Here is a 17,224-nt window from a genome sequence, read left to right as displayed (position 1 = left end):
TTCTAACCATATAGGCGAAAGATGGGCACGTCGTCTCCGTTTTGGATGCATTTTGCGTGCGCCGGGCGAACGATCAGGGCATCTGCCACGGCAAGCGGAGCGATCGCACCGCTATCCTGAAGCCGCAGGGGTTCGACCATGCCTTCGTGAATGCGTGCGCGAATGAATTCCGCTCTTTTCCCGACCGGTTCGAGCGAACCGCGCAGCGGCATGGTCTGCGCAGTAGGGAGAGGGTTGGTACAGCCGTTCATGGCGCGGATAAGGGGGAGGGCGAACAGGAATGCGGTGACGAAGCAGGACACCGGATTGCCCGGCAGGCCGAGCACGATCTGCCGCCCCCTGCGCGCGACCATCACCGGCTTGCCCGGCTTCATCGCCACGCGCCAGAATGCGAGTTCAGCCCCCATGGATTCCAGGGTCGGCCGGATCAGATCGTGATCGCCCACCGATGCACCGCCGCTTGTGATGACCAGATCGGCGTCGTCTGCCGTTCCGAACGCGGCGAGGAGCGCCTCCCGCTCATCGGCGACGGGTCCGCGGCGTGTCACATCGCAGGGCAGCTCGCCGCACATCGCGGTCAGCATCGGCCCGTTGCTGGCCGGCAAGTCGCCCGGACCCAGCGGTTCGCCCGGGGCCCGCAATTCGTCGCCGCAATCGAGGATGGTCACCCGCGGTCGGCGCCGCACCGGCACCGTGCCATGTCCGCCGCCGATCGCGAGGGCGAGGGCGGCGGGGCTCAACCGCGCGCCAGCGCTCAGGAGAACCGAACCCTCGGTGAAATCGAGCCCGCGCGGGCGAATGTGGCGGGACAGCGGATCGGGCGCCGTTCCTGCGAAATGGAGCGTATTGCCGTCACGCCGGCACTCTTCCTGCACGAGAACCGCGTCGGCGCCCGGCGGTACGATGGCGCCGGTCGAAATGCGCACCGCACGGCCCGCATCGACTTCTTCGGCGAAGGGATGGCCGGCCGCGCTTTCCCCGGCGATCGTCCATGGTCCGGGCATGTCGGCGCCGCGCACCGCCCATCCGTCCATCGCCGAAAGCGGGTGCGACGGCTGCGTCCGCCGGGCGAGCAGCGGTTCGGCAAGGTAACGCCCCGCGGCGCTCTCGACCGCAATCGTCTCGCCTTGCGTCGGCGCGGCCATGGCCAAGAGCCTTTGCTGCGCGTCTTCGAGGTCGAGCAACGGGGTCACGGTTCGAAATCCTCGAACCCTGCGGCGCGCCAGCGGCCCGATTTTCCGCCATCCTTCGCGATCAGGCGGACCGCGTCGATCACCATCCCCTTGTCGATCGCCTTCGCCATGTCATAGATGGTCATCAGTGCGACGCAGCTTGCGGTAATCGCTTCCATTTCGATGCCGGTTTTCGCAGAGATGGCGGCGGTGGCCGTAACGCGCAGGGCGTCGCTCTCCCACGCGAAGTCGATCGCCACGGAATCGAGGCCGAGCGGATGACACAGCGGGATGAGCTCGCCTGTCCGCTTCGCCGCCATGATGCCCGCGACGCGCGCGGTGGCGAGCACGTCGCCCTTTTGCACCGTGCCCTGCCGGATCGCCTCGCGCGCCTGTGCGGACATGACGATCCGGCCGGAGGCGACGGCGACCCGCCGGGTCACGGCTTTCGCGCCGACATCGACCATGCGGGCATTGCCCTCGGCATCGAGATGGGTGAGCTCGCTCATCCGTGGAGCAGGCGCCGGGTCGCGCCTTCTACATCGTCCTGCCGCATGAGGCTTTCGCCGACGAGGAAACAGCGCACGCCGCTTTGCGCGAGCCGTTCGCAATCCTGGTGTGTCGCGATGCCGCTTTCGCCGACGAGCAGCGCATTGGCGGGGGCGAGCCCGGCCAAGCGTTCGGTCACGGCGAGATCGGTCACGAAGCTGCGCAGATCACGGTTGTTCACGCCGAGCAGGCGCGAGCGCAGCCCCAGGGCGCGCTCCATCTCACCCTCGTCATGCACCTCGATCAAAACGTCCATCCCGCGTTCGAGGGCCGCAGCCTCGATCTCTGCCATCTGCACATCGTCAAGAGCGGCGACGATGATCAGGATGGCATCGGCCCCGATGGCGCGCGCCTCCGCCACCTGCCACGGATCGACCATGAAATCCTTGCATAGCACGGGGAGGGAGCAGGCCTGCCGCGCGGCGACGAGATAGTCGGCGTGCCCCTGAAAATAGGTTTCGTCGGTCAGCACGGAAAGACAGGTCGCCCCACCGGCGGCGTAGTCCCGCGCATGCGATTCAGGATCGAAATCCGCCCTTATCAAGCCCTTGGATGGGGACGCCCGCTTGATTTCGGCGATCAGGCCGAACCCGTCCCGCGATGCGTCGCGCAGACGGCTTTCGAACCCGCGCACCGGTTCGCGCCCGCGCGCGGCGAGGTCGAGCGTGCCGATTGTGCGTTCTGTCCGGCGCCGTTCGACCTGGGCGCGGGTGTTGGAGCAGATTTCGATGAGCTTGTTCGTCATTTGACCGTATCGATCCAGCAATTGAGGAGCGCGTTCGCCAGCCCCTTGTCGATGGTTTCGCCTGCTTCCTCCGCCCCGGCGCGAAGGTCGGGGGCCATGCCCGCAAGCCACAGGGCGGCGCCTGCGTTCAGCACGACCGCATCGCGATAGGCGCCCTGTTCGCCCATGACCAGCCGCCGAAGCGCATCGGCGTTATATGCCGCATCGCCGCCGCGAATGGCATCGAGCGGATGGGCCGGCAGCCCGGCATCGGCGGGCGTCAGCGTACCCGGCACATCCATGCCGATGGCCGCGACCCGGCTCGGCCCGGCGATCGACAATTCGTCGAGCCCCTCCATCCCCGACACGATCATCGCGCGTTCCGTGCCGAGCAGGCGCATCGCCTCGGCATAGGTGGGCACGAATTCGGGCCGCGCGACGCCGATCAATTGCCGCCGCACGCCCGCCGGATTGGCGAGAGGACCGATGAGGTTGAAGATCGTGCGGCGGCCGAGCTCACGACGAATGGGTGCGATCCGGGCAAGCGCAGGATGGTGGGACTGCGCAAACAGGAATGCGATGCCGAGGTCGGGCAGGGTATCCTCGGCGCGGTGCCCCGCCCGCGCAAGGTCGAGGCCCAGCATTTCCAGCGTATCGGCGCCGCCCGCCTTGCTCGACGCGGCGCGGTTGCCATGCTTTGCCACCGGCACCCCCGCTGCCGCGACGACGAGCGCCACCGCCGTCGACACGTTCAGGCTGTGCTGCCCGTCGCCGCCGGTGCCGCAAACGTCGATCGCCCCCTCGACCGCGGCGACCGGCAGCATCCGTTCGCGCATCGCGGTGGCCGCGCCGGCAATCTCCTCCGCCGTTTCACCCCGCTCGGCCATCATGACCAGCGTGTCAGCAATGTCCGTGTCCGGCATCATCCCGTCGAGCATCCGCCCGAACAGTTCGCTCGTTTCCAGGAGCGAGAGCGTCATGCCGTCACCCTTGCCGGCAGGGTCGCCGCAATGCCGCAGATGCGCAGGAAATTGGCGAGCAGGGCGTGACCATTCTCGGTCGCGATGCTTTCGGGATGAAACTGCACGCCGTGGATGGGAAGGTCGCGATGGCGAAAGCCCATGGCGTGGATGCCGTCCTGTTCGGGCCGCGGGGTCCATGCGTTCACGACGAGGCAGTCGGGCACATCCTCGACCACGAGGCTGTGGTAGCGGGTCGCGACGAAGGGCGAGGGCAGTCCGGCAAAAACGCCGTCGCCGTCGTGCGTGACCGGCGAAGTCTTTCCATGCATCAGCCCGCCGCGCACGACCGTGCCGCCGAAATGCTGACCGATCGCCTGATGGCCGAGGCACACGCCGAGCAGCGGGCGCCCCGCATCCGCGCATGCCGCGACGAGATCGAGGCTCACCCCCGCCTCGTTCGGAGTGCAGGGACCGGGGGAAAGGAGGAAGCCGGATGCGCCGCTCGCGATGGCGCGCGCGGCGGTGATGGCATCGTTGCGCACGACCTCGACCTCGGCTCCCATCTCCATCAGATAATGGACCAGGTTCCAGGTGAAGCTGTCGTAATTGTCGATGACGAGGATCATGGCTCTGCCTTTGCGGAGTTGCGCACCGCAATCAAGGGGCCAAGCGGGGGCGCGGCATCCATCCGCTCGCCTTCGGGGTCCCACAATCCCGACACGGACCCGTCGAGATAGAGCGCATCGGGCGTTTTTGCGACATCGCGAAAAAACCGGGCGAAGCGACCAAAGGAAACCATATCGTCGCTGATCACGAAATGGGCGTTTCCGTCCCGATCGACGCCCACACCGTTGCGAAAGTGGCGGGAGGGTCCGTTTTTGCCGAACTTCGGGTGCAGCTTGCCGCCGATCACCAGCATTGGCCCCGATTGCGTGGCGATCCGCGACGAGGGGGCGCTCGCCGCGTAATCGTCGGTCGTCGCCACATGCCATCCCGCATCGTCGGCATAGAACACGCCATTGGGAGCCATGTGAAAATTGCCCGGCCCCGCATTGCGGTTGAGAGGCACGCGCTCCTCTCCATCGATGACGTAAAGGCCTATGGGGCGCAGATCCTCCCCATACATGCCCGCATTCATGGCAAAGGCGATACGGTCCGCCTCCCCGCCCAGAAAATCGCGCAGCGCCCCGAACCGTTCGAGCGGGCGGCCATCCGCACTGTCGAGATAGAGCGCGATTTCGTGCCGTTCGGGATCGGCGATGCAATGGGTGAAACGCTGCCCCTCGAACCGTTCGGTCCGGCACGGGGGCGCGGCCGTCCCGGCGGCATCCTGCCCCCCGCACGCGGACAGGGCGATCAGGACGAAGAGGATAGCGCGCCGCGGCGCCATCACTGCCCGTAATCCGGCTCTCCCGCCATGCGGACAGCCTCGCGCGCGGCGGCGAACAGAGCGCCCGATTTCGCCTCGCATTCGCGTTGTTCCGCGTCGGGATCGCTGTCGGCGACGATGCCTGCACCCGCCTGCACATGCATGGTCCCGTCCTTCACCACCGCGGTGCGCAGCACGATGCAGCTGTCGACCGAACCGTCCGGCGCGAAATAGCCGACCCCGCCCGCATAGGCGCCGCGTGTTTCCGGCTCCAGCTCCGCGATGATCTGACAGGCGCGCACCTTCGGCGCACCGCTCACCGTGCCGGCCGGGAACCCTGCGAAAAGCGCATCGACCGCGTCGTGCTTTGCATCGAGCCGGCCGACCACGTTCGATACGATATGCATGACGTGGGAATAGTTCTCTACCGCGTAGCTGTCGGTCACCTCCACCGTACCGGCCTGTGCCACCCGGCCCACGTCGTTGCGCCCGAGATCGAGCAGCATGAGATGTTCGGCCCGTTCCTTCGGATCGGCAAGCAGTTCGGCGCGGTTCGCGGCATCGCGCTGCGGCGTGTCGCCGCGCGGCCGGGTTCCGGCGATGGGCCGGATCGTGACTTCGCCATCGCGGACCCGCACCAGGATTTCCGGGCTGGACCCGGTAAGGGCAAAGCCGGGAAGGTCGAGGAAATAGAGAAAGGGCGAGGGGTTGATCCGCCGCAATGCACGATAGAGGGCGAGCGGCGGCAATTCGAAGGGCGTGGTGAAACGCTGCGCCAGAACGACCTGAAAAATATCGCCGGCGGTGATGTAGTCCTTCGCCCGGAGCGCCATGTCCCGATAGGTTTCGGCTGGCACGCAAGGGCTCGCCGCGATTTCGGGATGGGCGATCCCTGCATCGTTGCGGGGCAGGCGTGCCCCTGAAAGCCGCGCGAGGCAGGTTTCCACGCGTTCCACAGCGCCCGTAACCGCATCGTCCGCCCCGCCGCCGGCCCAGACCGGTGCGATGCAGAACACCGCATCCTTCAGGCTGTCGAAAACGAGCAGGACCGTCGGCCGCACGAAAAGCATGTCGGGCAGGTCGAGCGGATTGGGCGCAGGCCGGCCCACCGTTTCGACAAGGCCGATGGTTTCATATCCGAAATAGCCGACGAGGCACGCCAATGCCGGGGGCAATTCGTCCGGCACATCGAACGTGCATTCGGCAACAAGCGCCCGCAGGCTGTCAAGCGGGCCGGTGTCCATCGCGGCGAAACCGTCACGATCCCGGCGCCAGTCGCGATTGATTTCGGCGCGCGTGCCCTTTGCGCGAAATACCAGATCGGGGTCCAGCCCGATGAGGCTGTAGCGCCCGCGTGTCTCCCCGCCTTCGACCGATTCGAGCAGGAAATCGCCGCGCTCCGCCTGCATCAGCTTGACCGCGGCGCCCACCGGCGTTTCGCAATCGGCGATGATGCGGCGCCAGACCACGCCGGATTTTCCCGCCCGCAAATTGTCGCGCGCCCGTTCGTCGTGGTCCCGCCCGTTGCTCGTCCCCCCCGTCACCATCGGATCAGCGTGACCCGGCGAGCTGTTCGCGCACGGCGGCAATGACGCCATCGTTGCGGCGGACATCGCGCGAATTGCGGATCGCGCGGTTCAGCTGCTCGGCATATTCGTTGCCGCGCAATGTCGCCAGTTCGCCGCGGGTGGATTCGATCAGCGGATCATCGGCGTCGAGTTCCGGCGTTTCGATCTCGTCGAGCGCCACGATGAACCAGCCGCCGTTGCGCGGTGCCTCGATCCGTTTTTCCGACCCTTCGGCCATGGTGAACATCAGCGCGAGCGGCGGCGGCACCTGCTGTCCGCTCGCCATGAGCTGACGGCGCGACAGGCTGATCGGGTTGGCCGGCGGCACGTTCTGGTCGAGCGCGGCTAGAGCCTGCGGCAGCGTCTTGCCGCCCTTCATCGCCTTCAGCACGCTATCGGCGGCGCGCCTGGCCGCGGCATTGCCCTTCTCGCGGCGATAATCGTTGAGCAGCGTCGGGCGCAGTTCGGCAAAGGCGGGCGGGGCGGACCGGGTGATCTTGCCAGGCGCGAAGACGATATAGGTCTCGCCATTGGCGCCGGCCGCGATCTGCGGATCGCTCGACGCGTCCATCGCGTAGATCGTGGGCACGACCCGCGCGACATCGGCGGGAAGTTCGGTCTCGCTTTGATAGAGCGTTCCATCTTCGAGCACGGGGCCGGTGGTCTGCACCTCGGCGCCGATCATGCGCGCCACCTCGGCGAGGCTGGCGCCGGACGACAGCCGCTCTTCCACCTCGGATGCGCGATTGGCGAGCGCTTCGCGGCGCTTGCCCTGCACGATGGCCTGTTCCAGCTCGCCACGAACGGAGGCGAGGCTGCGATCCTCGGTCCGATCAATGCCGTCCAGCCGTAACACGTACCAGCCCAGCGGCCCGCGCACCGGCCCCACGAGCGCGCCGCGCTGCGCCTCGTAAGCGGCCTGCGCGACGGCGGGGGAGGCGGACGAGGCGAGCGCGGCCCGGCTTTCGGGCGCGATCTGCGTGGTGGCGAGGCCGGCCTGGCTTGCCGCGGCGGCGAGCGTCGCGCCGCTATTGACCGATTGCACGATCGCATTGGCGGCGGCCTGTGTCGGCAGGACGAGCTGTGTCAGCGTGCGCTGCTCGCTGCCGCGATATTGTGCCGCGTTTTCGCGATAGCGCGCCGCGATCTCCGCCTCGCTCGCGGTGATCGCGCCCAGCGCGTCGCCGTTCAGCACGGCATAGCGGATCGTGCGCCGTTCGGGCAGCAGGTAATCGGCACGGTTGTCGGCCAGGAATGTTTTTAGCGTCGCATCGGAAACCTCGTCCTCGCCGGCAAAGGCGATGGCGGGAAGAAGCGCGATCGAACCCTTGCGCGTTTCGTTCAGCATGCCGGCATAGCGTTCGGCAAGAATGCGCGGCGATTCCGTGCCGATGGTCGTCGCCGACAGCATCATGCGCGCGACCAGCCCGTTCTCGACATCCTTGCGCAGCATCGAATCGGAAATCCCGGCCCCTTGCAGCGCCTGGCGATAGGCCTGCTCGCTGAAATTGCCGTCCGCGCCCTGAAACGCCGGAATCTGCGTCAGCTCGCTTCCGATCAGCGAATCGCCGATGCGCACGCCGGCCTGACGCCCGAAATCGTAAAGCGCAGCCCGCGCGATGAGCTGATCCAGAATTTCGTCCACCGCCCCTGTGGACAGAAATTCGTCGAGCGAAAGTTCCGGATTTTCCTGCCGCGCCGCTTCATACGCGCTGGTGATCGCGCCGCGAAGATCGGCGGTGGTGATCCGTTCGTCCCCGACGGTGGCGGCCCGTTCGCTGCCCGCAACGCCGCCGAAACCGAAGCCTGTGACATCCGCGCTGGCAAAGGCGAGCGCGATGAGCCCGACAAAGGCCAGAACGAGCGCCAGGCCGATCCTGGACTGGAATATCTTGCGAAAACCCTGGATCATGAAGAGACAGCCTGCCTGTTTTTTTCCGTGTGCCTTTATGTCGCGCGCCATCGGGCCCGCGAGAAAGGATCGCGATCGAACAGGCGCCTTAGGCGGGGATGCGCGCCGTCGCAATACATCAGGCGCCATTCGCGGGCCGATTTGTCCGATCGCGACATGTCCCAGGACGTGGCGCATTTGGGCGCGCCCCGGCTTTGACAGGAACCTTCGCTTGGGCTAGCGGCGCTCGGCTTGCTTTTTACGGAATATCTCAAAGAAAGAGCCATGATGTCCCAGCGCCCCTATATCGTTGGCAACTGGAAGATGAACGGCATGCGGGCCGCTTTGTCCGAAGCGCGTGCCATCGACCGCGCCGCACAGCGCCTTCCCAAGGTGGAGGTCGCCATCGCCCCGCCCGCAACGCTGATCGCTGCCATGCGCGAGACGGTGGAGTTCGTCGGTGTCGGCGCGCAGAACTGTCATTATAGCGACAAGGGCGCCCATACGGGCGATATCGCGGCAACCATGCTGCGCGAGGCGGGCAGCGACTTCGTCATCGTCGGCCATTCCGAACGCCGCGCCGATCACGGCGAAACCGACGCCGACGTAAAGGGCAAGGCCGAGGCGGCACAGGCCGCGGGGATGGGCGTGATCGTCTGTGTCGGCGAAAGCGAGGCGCAGCGCGATTCGGGCGATGCGGAAACCGTCGTCGCGGCACAGCTTGCCGCATCGCTTCCCGGCGAGACGGAGCGGCTTTCGGTCGCGTATGAGCCGGTGTGGGCGATCGGAACGGGGCGCACGCCGTCTGTCGACGATGTCGCTGCCATGCATGCGCGCCTGCGCACCGTGCTGACCGACACATATGGCGAGAAGGGCGAAAAGGTTCGCATCCTTTACGGCGGGTCGGTCAAGGGCGAGAATGCCGCCGAACTGCTCGCCGTGGCCGAGGTTGGCGGCGCGCTGGTCGGCGGGGCGAGCCTTTCGGCCGATGGATTCGTGCCGATCATCTCCGCCGCGGCCGAGCTTTGATCCCCATGCCGCCGGTTGCGCCTTCGCATTCGAGGGGGTAAGGGCGGCGCGAAGGGCGCGACGTGCCCCGTTCGTGGATGACAGGTTGATCGAAATCCGATGACGCTATTTTTCTTTCTGACGATCGTGCAGGCTCTGGTCGGTGCGGCTCTTGTGGGGGTCATCCTCATGCAGCGCAGCGAAGGCGGCGGGCTGGGCGTGGGCGGAAGCCCGTCGGGGCTCATGTCGGCGCGCGGTGCGGCCGATTTCCTGACGCGGGCGACGGCGATCCTCGCGGTGCTGTTCGTTGTGCTTTCGATCATTCTGGCAGCCGTTTCGGTCGAGGCGACCTCGGTCAGCTCCGTCGATACCTCGCTCGACCGTTCGCTGCCGTCGGCGCCTGCCGATCCGCTTGGCGGGGCGGGCGCGGCACCTGAGGCCGATCCGGCGCCCGTGCCGGCGAACGAGGATCCGCTGGCGGGTCAGTAATTCCATCCGGGCGGGCGGGCGCGCATATTCGCGCTTTCCCGCATCTTCATCGACGAAACCCGTGACCCTGCCGCAGCGAAGGCTTGCGGTGGGGCCGCGCATTGCAGTAAGGGCCAAATCCCATGGCGCGGTACATTTTCATCACCGGCGGCGTGGTCTCCTCGCTCGGCAAGGGGCTGATGGCGGCAAGCCTTGCGGCGCTCCTTCAGGCGCGTGGCTACAAGGTCCGGATTCGCAAGTTCGATCCCTATCTCAACGTCGATCCCGGCACGATGAGCCCGTATCAGCATGGTGAGGTCTTCGTCACCGACGACGGGGCGGAAACCGATCTCGATCTCGGGCACTACGAACGGTTCACCGGCGTATCCGCGCATCAGAGCGACAATATCACGTCCGGCCGTATCTATCAGTCGATCATCGCGCGCGAACGGCGCGGCGATTACCTCGGCGCCACGGTTCAGGTCATTCCCCACGTCACCGATGCGATCAAGCAGTTCGCGCTTGCCGATACAGAGGGGCTGGATTTCGTCCTGTGCGAATTCGGCGGCACGGTCGGCGATATCGAAGGGCTGCCCTTTATCGAGGCGATCCGGCAGCTTCGCAACGAAATGCCGCGTGAGGATACGCTGGCCATTCACGTCACGCTGGTCCCCTACATCAGCGCGGCGGGCGAGTTGAAGACGAAACCGACGCAGCACTCGGTGCGCGAACTCACCAGTCTCGGCGTGCAGCCGGACATGCTGCTGACGCGCTGCGAACGCCCGCTTCCCGAAAGCGAGCGCCGCAAGATCGCGCAATTCTGCAATGTGCGGACCGAAGCGGTCGTGCCCGCACTCGACGCCAGCAGCATCTATGCCGTGCCGCTGCAATATCATGCCGAGGGGCTGGACGCGGAGGTTCTGCGCCATTTCAACCTCGACAGCGCGGTGCCCGATCTGTCGCGCTGGACCGACATCGTCGATCGTTTCGAAAACCCGGAAGGCGAGGTCACGATCGGCGTGGTCGGCAAATATGTCGGCCTGCCCGATGCGTATAAATCGTTGAACGAGGCGCTGGTCCATGGCGGCATGGCCAACCGGGTGAAGGTCAACGTACGCTGGATCGACGCGGAATTGTTCGCGCAGGACGATGACGAGATCGTCGGACAGCTCGAACCGCTGCACGGCATTTTGGTGCCCGGCGGATTCGGCGAGCGCGGCAGCGAGGGAAAGATCGCCAGCGTGCGCTTTGCCCGCGAACGCAAGGTGCCGTTCTTCGGCATCTGCCTCGGCATGCAGATGGCCTGTATCGAAGCGGCGCGAAACACCGCCGGCGTGGCCGCGGCCTCGTCCACCGAATTCGGCGAAACGCCGGAGCCGGTTGTCGGTATCATTACCGAGTGGATGACGTCCGAAGGTTTGGAAAAGCGCGCGGCGGGCGGCGATCTTGGCGGCACGATGCGGCTGGGTGCCTATCCGGCGCGGCTGTCCGAGAATAGCCGCGTCGCGCAGCAATATGGCACGACCGAAATTTCGGAGCGCCACCGCCATCGGTACGAGGTGAACGTCGCATATCGCGAACGGCTGGAGGCGGAGGGCCTTCAATTTTCGGGCATGTCGCCGGACGGACTTCTTCCCGAAATCGTCGAGCGTCCAGACCATCCGTGGTTTATCGGCGTGCAGTTTCACCCCGAATTGAAAAGCCGCCCGTTCGATCCGCACCCCTTGTTCGACGGGTTCATCGCGGCGGCGGTGGCGCAATCGCGGCTGATGTAATGTTCGATTTGCGCGGGGCGCAGGCGGTATAAATCGTTAATAAACTATACTGTCCCCTCTTCGTCATTTTACGAAATGCAGTGCAATCATTATTTTAGCGGTAGCAGTCCTAAAATGGGGCAGCGCCGACGTTCAACTTGAACACACCCCAGGTTTTGTGGTGAAGGCACGCTTGGATCGCGTTCGGTGGTGACTGTCTTTCTGCGACCCGGACAGTTATTTTCGGATGCGATGCGGCGGTTACGTCGCGGGGGCGGGCTTCGGTCCGTCCCCCTATCGCCGTAAGATCCGGTTCGCACACGGATCTTTGCAATACCCGCCCAGCGGGCTCAGCCTTCGCATGGAAACCTTCGCATAGAAAAGGGCGCAATCGGTTGCCCGACCGCGCCCTTCGTTTCGCCTGAAACAGGCGGCTTTGTGTTGATCAGGGTTATGATCAGGCCGCGCGAGTGTCGTCCGCCTCATCGACCAGCGACAGCGCGCTTTCGGAGCCGCTCGCGCCACGAGCGTTGTCGTCGCCGATCGCGATCTTCTTTGGCTTCATCGCTTCGGGTACTTCGCGTTCGAGATCGATGACGAGCAGGCCGTCACGCATCTGCGCATTCTTGACCAGCACGAAATCGGCCAGTTCGAAGCGGCGCTCGAACCCGCGCTGCGCGATGCCGACGTGCAGGAATTCGCCGGTATCGGCATCCTCGGCCTTCTTTCCCGCCACGGTCAGCAGGTTCTGCTGCGCGGTAATCTCGATGTCATCGCGCCGGAAGCCGGCCACCGCCAGCGTGATGCGATAGCTGTCCTCGCTACGGCGTTCGATGTTGAAGGGGGGATAGTTGTCGCCGCTGCTCTGCCGCCCATTGTTTTCGAGCAGGTCGAAAAGCCGGTCGAACCCGACAGTGGTGCGGCGATAGGGGCTGAAATCAAAACGGTTCATCTTGCAAATCCTCCAATAGAAGCAATTTACGGCAGCGTTGCGAAACCCATCATGGCGTCACGCGTTCTGCCCATACTTGCCATCCACCCGTTTGGCGTGCGACGGCTGCGGGTAATCTAGGAAAGGCGGAAACGGTTTCAAGCCTGATTTACGATCGAAGAAACGCGTGAAAACGCGAGACAGGATATGACAATGAACGCCAACCGCGAAGCGCCCAAGGTCGAGCTTTATACCAAGTTCGGTTGCCCCTACTGCCACCGCGCGGTCGATCTCCTGCAAAAGAAGGAGGTCGCATTCACCGAATATGACATCACGACCGATGATGAAAAGCGCGACGAGATGCGCAGCCGCAAGCCCGATGCCCGCACCGTCCCGCAGATTTTCATCGACGATCAGCCCATCGGCGGTTCGGACGATCTCATGGCGCTCGAACGTTCGGGCAAGCTGGATACGATGCTGGGGCGCTGAATGACGTGCATCGCGCTTTATCAGGCGAATACGGGGATCGATCCGGAGCGTAACGCCGCCGATCTCGTCGATGCGGTGCGCCGCGCTTCGGCCGGGGGTGCTCAAATGCTGTTTACCCCGGAAATGAGCGGGCTGCTCGACCGGGATCGCAAGCGTGCCTCGGCCCATATCACGGCGGAGGATGCCGACCATGTCCTGTCCGCCGTGGGTCGTGCCGCGCGCGACGAAGGGCTTTGGGTCGCCTTGGGTTCGCTCGCGATCCGGCGCGAGGACGGACGATGGGCCAACCGTGCCTTCGTCGTCGACCCGGATGGGGCGATCGCCGCGCGCTATGACAAGATCCACATGTTCGACGTCGATCTCGACAGCGGCGAAAGCTGGCGGGAATCGAATGCCTACGCCCCCGGCGAACGGGCGGTGTATTGCGAAACGCCGGTCGGACGGCTGGGGCTAACGATCTGTTACGACATGCGTTTTCCCGCCTTGTTCGGCTCATTGGGCGAGGCGCGCTGCGACGCGATCAGCGTACCGGCTGCCTTTACCGTGCCGACCGGGCGGGCGCATTGGCATACCATGTTGCGGGCCCGCGCGATCGAGGCATCGGCCTTCGTCATCGCGGCGGCGCAGGTGGGTGAGCACGAGGACGGGCGCGCCACCTTTGGTCATAGCCTGGTGATCGATCCATGGGGCGATGTCCTGCTCGACATGGGTGATGCGGGGCCGGGCGTGGGTTTTGCCGAAATCGACCGCGACCGCATCGCCACCGTGCGCAGGCAATTGCCGAGCCTTGCCAATCGTCGGGAATTCCATCATCCACCGGCGGCATGATTGTCTTCGATCTTAGCTGTCAATCGAACGACCACCGTTTCGAGGCCTGGTTCCGTTCTTCCGCCGATTTCGAGCGGCAGAAGCGCGACGGTTTGCTGATGTGTCCGCAATGCGGGAGCACCGATGTGGAGAAGGCGGTGATGGCGCCCGCCGTGGGCCGCAAGGGCAATCGCGACACGCGTGCGCCGACCGCCGATACGCCGGGTGGCGAGCGATCTTTGCCCGTACCCTCGACGGCACCGGGGCCTGCGCCGCGGGCGGGGCAGGGCGCGGCGGCGGGCGTGCCCGAAGAGGTAAGGAATGCGCTGGTGCAGCTTGCCGACCTTCAGAAACGCGTGATCGAAAAATCCCGCTGGGTCGGGCGTGGGTTTGCCGAGGAAGCGCGCGCCATCCATTACGGCGAAAAGGATGCCGAACCGATTTATGGCGAGGCCAGCCCGGAGGAAAGCCGCGCGCTCGCCGATGAAGGGGTCGAGGTCGCGCCCTTGCTGTTTCCCGTCGCGCCGCCCGACAAATTGAACTGAAACTTCTGGCAAGCCGATTGTCATTCCGTGCGTTGACGGCTAAACCCGCCGACGGCGCGCCCGTAGCTCAGCAGGATAGAGCACCAGATTCCTAATCTGGGGGCCACAGGTTCGAATCCTGTCGGGCGCACCAGCTTTTGCTCCTTCCCCGCCATGGGACATCGTTCGTAAATGAACGCGATGGCTCCGTGTCGCCGGTTGCGCGATCCTGCATCGTTCGACGCGATCAGCCTTTACCATCGCCGCTCGTCATGCCGCGGGCCGATACTGGCCGGCCCCGTTATCGGGCAGCGCGCTTTTTACCCGCAGCATGGAGAGCGCCGCCACACTCAGTGCGCCCGCGGCAAACAGCATGGTCCAGATCGGTTCGCCGGGGAACAACGCGTTCATGATCGTGCCCATGACCGTCGCAACCAGCAATTGGGGGACGACGATGAAAATATTGAACAACCCCATGTAAATGCCGAGCTTCGCCTGCGGAAGGTTGGATGCAAGAATGGCGTAGGGCATCGCAAGAATACTGGCCCAGCCAATGCCGATGCCGATTTCCGCCAGAAGCAGTACATGCGGATCGCGGATCAGGAAGAACGCCAGGAAGCCCGCAGAACCGAGCAGCAGGTTGATGATATGCGTCGTCACCTGTCCGAATCGGCGGCTCATCCAGGGGAGCAGCGTCAATGCGGCAATGGCGGCCACCCCGTTGTAGAGCGTGAAAAGCACGTTCACCCAATTGGCCCCCTCGTTATAGGCGGCGCTGGCCGGGTCGGTGCTGCCAAAGACATATTGCGTGACGACGGGCGTGGTATTGATCCACATGATGAAAAGCGCGGACCAGCTGAAGAATTGAGCGAGAGCGAGGCGCTTCATCACATCGGGCATTCCTGCAAAATCGCCCACGATACTCGACAGCATGTTGGCGGTGCGACCCCGCCGGCTGAGCGAGATGGCGATCGCGCTCAAAATGCCATACGCGGCAAGCAGCGCGCCCAAGAGCAGCATCTCCTTGCCCAGATCGAGGGCGCCCACCACGAACAGCACGATCACGCCCGACACGATCCACATCGCCGCGCCCCCATAGGATTTGCGGGCGAGCGCGCCGACCTGCTCGCCCGTGTCGATCGCTTTGGGGGCGCCTTCGAAACCGGCCTGCTCTTCGGGGCTGTATTCCTTGGTGGTGAGAGTGGTCCACAGCACGGCGAGCACCAGCGCCGCCGCACCGAACCAGAAGCTCATCCGCACCGTATCGGGCAGCAGCCCCGGCGCAGCGACGTTCGATATGCCGAACTGTTCGAGCAGCCAGGGAAAGATCGAGCCGACCACCGCGCCCGCGCCGATGAAGGCGGTCTGCACCGAATAGCCCGCGCTGTGCTGATCCGTGCGCAGCATGTCGCCGACGAAGGCGCGAAAAGGCTCCATCGAAATATTGAGCGACGCGTCGAGTACCCACAGCATGCCCGCCGCGAACAGAAGCGGCGCGCCAAAGCCGGGGCTTAGCGGCATGAGCAGCAGGGCCACGGCGGCCAGCAATGCGCCGGTCAGGAAATAGGGGCGACGCCGACCGAGCCTGTTCCACGTCCGGTCCGACAGATGGCCGATGATCGGCTGCACGATCAGCCCGGTAAGCGGTGCCGCGACCCATAGCGCAGGCAGATCGTCCATGCTCGCGCCCAGCGTCTGAAACACCCGGCTGATATTCGCGTTCTGAAGCGCGAAGCCGATCTGAATTCCGAAAAAGCCGAAGCTGATATTGAACAGGCCCCAGAAACTCTGACGCGGTTTTTCGGGGCGTGCGGCGCTCGTCATGGGAAAGATCCTCGTCCGTGTCCCGCAGGTCTTCGTGCCCACGCGCAACGCCCCATCGCTTGCACGAAGCGGCGGCGGCAACAAGGCTGCATACGAATGTGGCGTCAGGCCGCGGTGGGCACCGGGTGACCGGTCGACCCCCGGACGACGAGCCTTGCGGGCAGCTTGCGCGGGGGCAGGTCGCGCCCCTCGATCTGCGCGAGCAGCGTCTCGACGAGCGCGCGGCCCGCGCCCGAAATATCCTGCATCATCGTCGAGAGCGGCGGCGTGGTGAGGCAGGCGGCGGGAATATCATCGAAACCGATGACCGCCACCGCGTCCGGCACCGCAATGTTCGCCTCGGCAAGTGCGCGCATGGCGCCGATCGCGATGAGGTCGCTTGCCGCGAAGATCGCGTCGAATGCACGCCCGCTCGCGATCAGGGCGCGCGTGGCGGCATGGCCCGCTTCCTCGGTAGTGATCGCATCGAATTGCAGCGACGGTTCGCATGCGATGCCCTGTGCACGCAAGGCATCGCAAAAGCCGTTATAGCGCCCTTCGAATTCGGGATAATGTTCGTCCGCATTGCCGACAAAGGCGATGCGGCGCCGACCATTCGCCATCAGATGTTCCGCGGCCAGTTGCCCCGCGGCCCGGTTGTCGGTGCCCACGGTCAATCCGCTCGCATCGCTGGACACCGAACCCCAGCGCGTGAAATGCGTGCCCTGTCGTTCGAGCTGATCGAGCCGTTCGCGATAGAGCGTGTAATCGCCATAGCCGAGCAGGATCAGCCCGTCGGCGCGGTGGCTGTCCTGATACCGGACGTGCCAGTCATCCTCCATCTTCTGAAACGAGATGAGGAGATCGAGACCCCGGTCGGCGCAGGCGCGAGTGATGGAACCGAGCATGGCGAGAAAGAAGGGATTGATCATGCTTTCATCGGGCGTGGGATCCTCGAAAAAAAGCAACGCGATCGTGTTGGAACGCTGCGAACGCAGCGAACTCGCATTCTTGTCGACGGTATAGTTCAGCTCCGCGGCGATCGCCTCGATCCGGGCGCGGGTCTGCGGGCTGACCGACTTGTCTCCGCGCAGCGCCCTGCTGACGGTGGGCTGCGATACGCCCGCGCGATAGGCGATGTCGAAACTCGTTGGCCTGCCGCTCGGCGCGCGTCCCAAAACCGTTCTCCCCCGCGCCGCTTCGGG

17 protein-coding genes and 1 tRNA gene are annotated in these 17,224 nt (G+C 65.2%); 7 read left to right on the top strand and 11 right to left on the bottom strand.

Features of this window, described 5'->3' with window-relative positions; genetic code table 11:
* Positions 1 to 2: 2 nt before the first annotated feature.
* Genes K4G67_RS06880 through K4G67_RS06845 form a run of 8 tightly spaced genes read right to left on the bottom strand, consistent with a single transcriptional unit; the run spans position 3 to position 8,256 of the window.
* Positions 3 to 1,193: a molybdopterin molybdotransferase MoeA gene (locus K4G67_RS06880; protein ID WP_239805630.1), complete on the bottom strand. Its 1,191-nt coding sequence runs from the start codon at positions 1,191 to 1,193 to the stop codon at positions 3 to 5.
* Positions 1,190 to 1,681 carry a cyclic pyranopterin monophosphate synthase MoaC gene (moaC, locus tag K4G67_RS06875; RefSeq protein ID WP_239805629.1) on the bottom strand — a complete coding sequence of 164 codons (492 nt, stop codon included), beginning with the start codon at positions 1,679 to 1,681 and terminating at the stop codon, positions 1,190 to 1,192. Before moaC ends, K4G67_RS06880 begins: the two co-directional genes overlap by 4 nt.
* Positions 1,678 to 2,466: an indole-3-glycerol phosphate synthase TrpC gene (trpC, locus tag K4G67_RS06870; protein ID WP_239805628.1), complete on the bottom strand. Its 789-nt coding sequence runs from the start codon at positions 2,464 to 2,466 to the stop codon at positions 1,678 to 1,680. Before trpC ends, moaC begins: the two co-directional genes overlap by 4 nt.
* Entirely contained in the window at positions 2,463 to 3,425 is a 963-nt protein-coding gene (gene trpD / locus K4G67_RS06865; RefSeq protein WP_239805627.1) for an anthranilate phosphoribosyltransferase, read from the bottom strand. The genes trpC and trpD overlap by 4 nt, the downstream gene beginning before the upstream one ends.
* Complete coding sequence (locus K4G67_RS06860) at positions 3,422 to 4,033, bottom strand: anthranilate synthase component II (protein ID WP_239805626.1); 612 nt, start codon at positions 4,031 to 4,033, stop codon at positions 3,422 to 3,424. Before K4G67_RS06860 ends, trpD begins: the two co-directional genes overlap by 4 nt.
* Positions 4,030 to 4,797 carry a phosphodiester glycosidase family protein gene (locus tag K4G67_RS06855; RefSeq protein ID WP_239805625.1) on the bottom strand — a complete coding sequence of 256 codons (768 nt, stop codon included), beginning with the start codon at positions 4,795 to 4,797 and terminating at the stop codon, positions 4,030 to 4,032. Before K4G67_RS06855 ends, K4G67_RS06860 begins: the two co-directional genes overlap by 4 nt.
* A complete protein-coding gene (trpE, locus tag K4G67_RS06850) occupies positions 4,797 to 6,323 on the bottom strand; it encodes an anthranilate synthase component I (RefSeq protein WP_239805707.1) in 1,527 nt (508 codons plus the stop codon). The genes K4G67_RS06855 and trpE overlap by 1 nt, the downstream gene beginning before the upstream one ends.
* A gap of 4 nt (positions 6,324 to 6,327) precedes the next feature.
* Positions 6,328 to 8,256 (bottom strand): peptidylprolyl isomerase, encoded by a 1,929-nt coding sequence (locus tag K4G67_RS06845; protein WP_239805624.1) that lies wholly within the window; start codon positions 8,254 to 8,256, stop codon positions 6,328 to 6,330.
* A gap of 267 nt (positions 8,257 to 8,523) precedes the next feature.
* On the opposite strand from K4G67_RS06845, the gene tpiA reads away from it, so the two are divergent.
* The 3 genes from tpiA (at position 8,524) to K4G67_RS06830 (ending at position 11,486) form a co-directional block, all read left to right on the top strand.
* On the top strand, positions 8,524 to 9,264 hold the full coding sequence (gene tpiA, locus K4G67_RS06840; protein WP_239805706.1) for a triose-phosphate isomerase: 741 nt from the start codon (positions 8,524 to 8,526) through the stop codon (positions 9,262 to 9,264).
* Between the two features lie 99 nt (positions 9,265 to 9,363).
* A complete protein-coding gene (gene secG, locus K4G67_RS06835; RefSeq protein WP_239805623.1) occupies positions 9,364 to 9,732 on the top strand; it encodes a preprotein translocase subunit SecG in 369 nt (122 codons plus the stop codon).
* A 122-nt stretch (positions 9,733 to 9,854) separates the two neighbouring features.
* Positions 9,855 to 11,486 (top strand): CTP synthase, encoded by a 1,632-nt coding sequence (locus tag K4G67_RS06830; RefSeq protein ID WP_239805622.1) that lies wholly within the window; start codon positions 9,855 to 9,857, stop codon positions 11,484 to 11,486.
* A 436-nt stretch (positions 11,487 to 11,922) separates the two neighbouring features.
* Here the strand turns inward: K4G67_RS06830 and K4G67_RS06825 are convergent, their stop codons facing one another.
* Complete coding sequence (locus K4G67_RS06825) at positions 11,923 to 12,417, bottom strand: Hsp20 family protein (RefSeq protein WP_239805621.1); 495 nt, start codon at positions 12,415 to 12,417, stop codon at positions 11,923 to 11,925.
* 192 nt (positions 12,418 to 12,609) lie between these two features.
* Here K4G67_RS06825 and grxC point away from each other — a divergent pair, with 192 nt between their 5' ends.
* The 4 genes from grxC (at position 12,610) to K4G67_RS06805 (ending at position 14,370) form a co-directional block, all read left to right on the top strand.
* Positions 12,610 to 12,885, top strand: coding sequence for a glutaredoxin 3 (grxC, locus tag K4G67_RS06820; RefSeq protein ID WP_239805620.1), 276 nt, complete (start codon positions 12,610 to 12,612; stop codon positions 12,883 to 12,885).
* A complete protein-coding gene (locus K4G67_RS06815; RefSeq protein WP_239805619.1) occupies positions 12,886 to 13,713 on the top strand; it encodes a carbon-nitrogen hydrolase family protein in 828 nt (275 codons plus the stop codon).
* A complete protein-coding gene (locus tag K4G67_RS06810) occupies positions 13,710 to 14,237 on the top strand; it encodes a DUF1178 family protein (protein ID WP_239805618.1) in 528 nt (175 codons plus the stop codon). Before K4G67_RS06815 ends, K4G67_RS06810 begins: the two co-directional genes overlap by 4 nt.
* A 56-nt stretch (positions 14,238 to 14,293) precedes the next feature.
* Positions 14,294 to 14,370, top strand: a tRNA-Arg gene (locus K4G67_RS06805).
* Between the two features lie 116 nt (positions 14,371 to 14,486).
* Here K4G67_RS06805 and K4G67_RS06800 read toward each other — a convergent pair.
* Both K4G67_RS06800 and K4G67_RS06795 read right to left on the bottom strand, forming a co-directional pair.
* Positions 14,487 to 16,040, bottom strand: coding sequence for an MFS transporter (locus K4G67_RS06800; protein ID WP_239805617.1), 1,554 nt, complete (start codon positions 16,038 to 16,040; stop codon positions 14,487 to 14,489).
* A gap of 104 nt (positions 16,041 to 16,144) precedes the next feature.
* Entirely contained in the window at positions 16,145 to 17,197 is a 1,053-nt protein-coding gene (locus K4G67_RS06795) for a LacI family DNA-binding transcriptional regulator (protein WP_239805616.1), read from the bottom strand.
* Between the last annotated feature and the right edge of the window lie 27 nt (positions 17,198 to 17,224).

Origin of the sequence: Croceicoccus hydrothermalis (genome assembly GCF_022378335.1) — a bacterium.
Taxonomy (GTDB): Bacteria; Pseudomonadota; Alphaproteobacteria; order Sphingomonadales; family Sphingomonadaceae; genus Croceicoccus; species Croceicoccus hydrothermalis.
The sequence above is the reverse complement of the archived record's forward strand: the minus strand, read 5'-3'. Positions and strand labels throughout refer to the sequence as shown.

Bases quoted from the DNA above. Each gene is read 5' to 3' on its own strand.
- K4G67_RS06855 (WP_239805625.1), bottom strand. From the start codon at position 4,797: ATGGCGCCGCGGCGCGCTATCCTCTTCGTCCTGATCGCCCTGTCCGCG.
- trpC (WP_239805628.1), bottom strand. From the start codon at position 2,466: ATGACGAACAAGCTCATCGAAATCTGCTCCAACACCCGCGCCCAGGTC.
- K4G67_RS06825 (WP_239805621.1), bottom strand. From the start codon at position 12,417: ATGAACCGTTTTGATTTCAGCCCCTATCGCCGCACCACTGTCGGGTTC.
- tpiA (WP_239805706.1), top strand. From the start codon at position 8,524: ATGTCCCAGCGCCCCTATATCGTTGGCAACTGGAAGATGAACGGCATG.
- moaC (WP_239805629.1), bottom strand. From the start codon at position 1,681: ATGAGCGAGCTCACCCATCTCGATGCCGAGGGCAATGCCCGCATGGTC.
- K4G67_RS06810 (WP_239805618.1), top strand. From the start codon at position 13,710: ATGATTGTCTTCGATCTTAGCTGTCAATCGAACGACCACCGTTTCGAG.
- grxC (WP_239805620.1), top strand. From the start codon at position 12,610: ATGAACGCCAACCGCGAAGCGCCCAAGGTCGAGCTTTATACCAAGTTC.
- trpE (WP_239805707.1), bottom strand. From the start codon at position 6,323: ATGGTGACGGGGGGGACGAGCAACGGGCGGGACCACGACGAACGGGCG.
- K4G67_RS06845 (WP_239805624.1), bottom strand. From the start codon at position 8,256: ATGATCCAGGGTTTTCGCAAGATATTCCAGTCCAGGATCGGCCTGGCG.
- secG (WP_239805623.1), top strand. From the start codon at position 9,364: ATGACGCTATTTTTCTTTCTGACGATCGTGCAGGCTCTGGTCGGTGCG.
- K4G67_RS06815 (WP_239805619.1), top strand. From the start codon at position 12,886: ATGACGTGCATCGCGCTTTATCAGGCGAATACGGGGATCGATCCGGAG.
- K4G67_RS06860 (WP_239805626.1), bottom strand. From the start codon at position 4,033: ATGATCCTCGTCATCGACAATTACGACAGCTTCACCTGGAACCTGGTC.
- trpD (WP_239805627.1), bottom strand. From the start codon at position 3,425: ATGACGCTCTCGCTCCTGGAAACGAGCGAACTGTTCGGGCGGATGCTC.
- K4G67_RS06800 (WP_239805617.1), bottom strand. From the start codon at position 16,040: ATGACGAGCGCCGCACGCCCCGAAAAACCGCGTCAGAGTTTCTGGGGC.
- K4G67_RS06830 (WP_239805622.1), top strand. From the start codon at position 9,855: ATGGCGCGGTACATTTTCATCACCGGCGGCGTGGTCTCCTCGCTCGGC.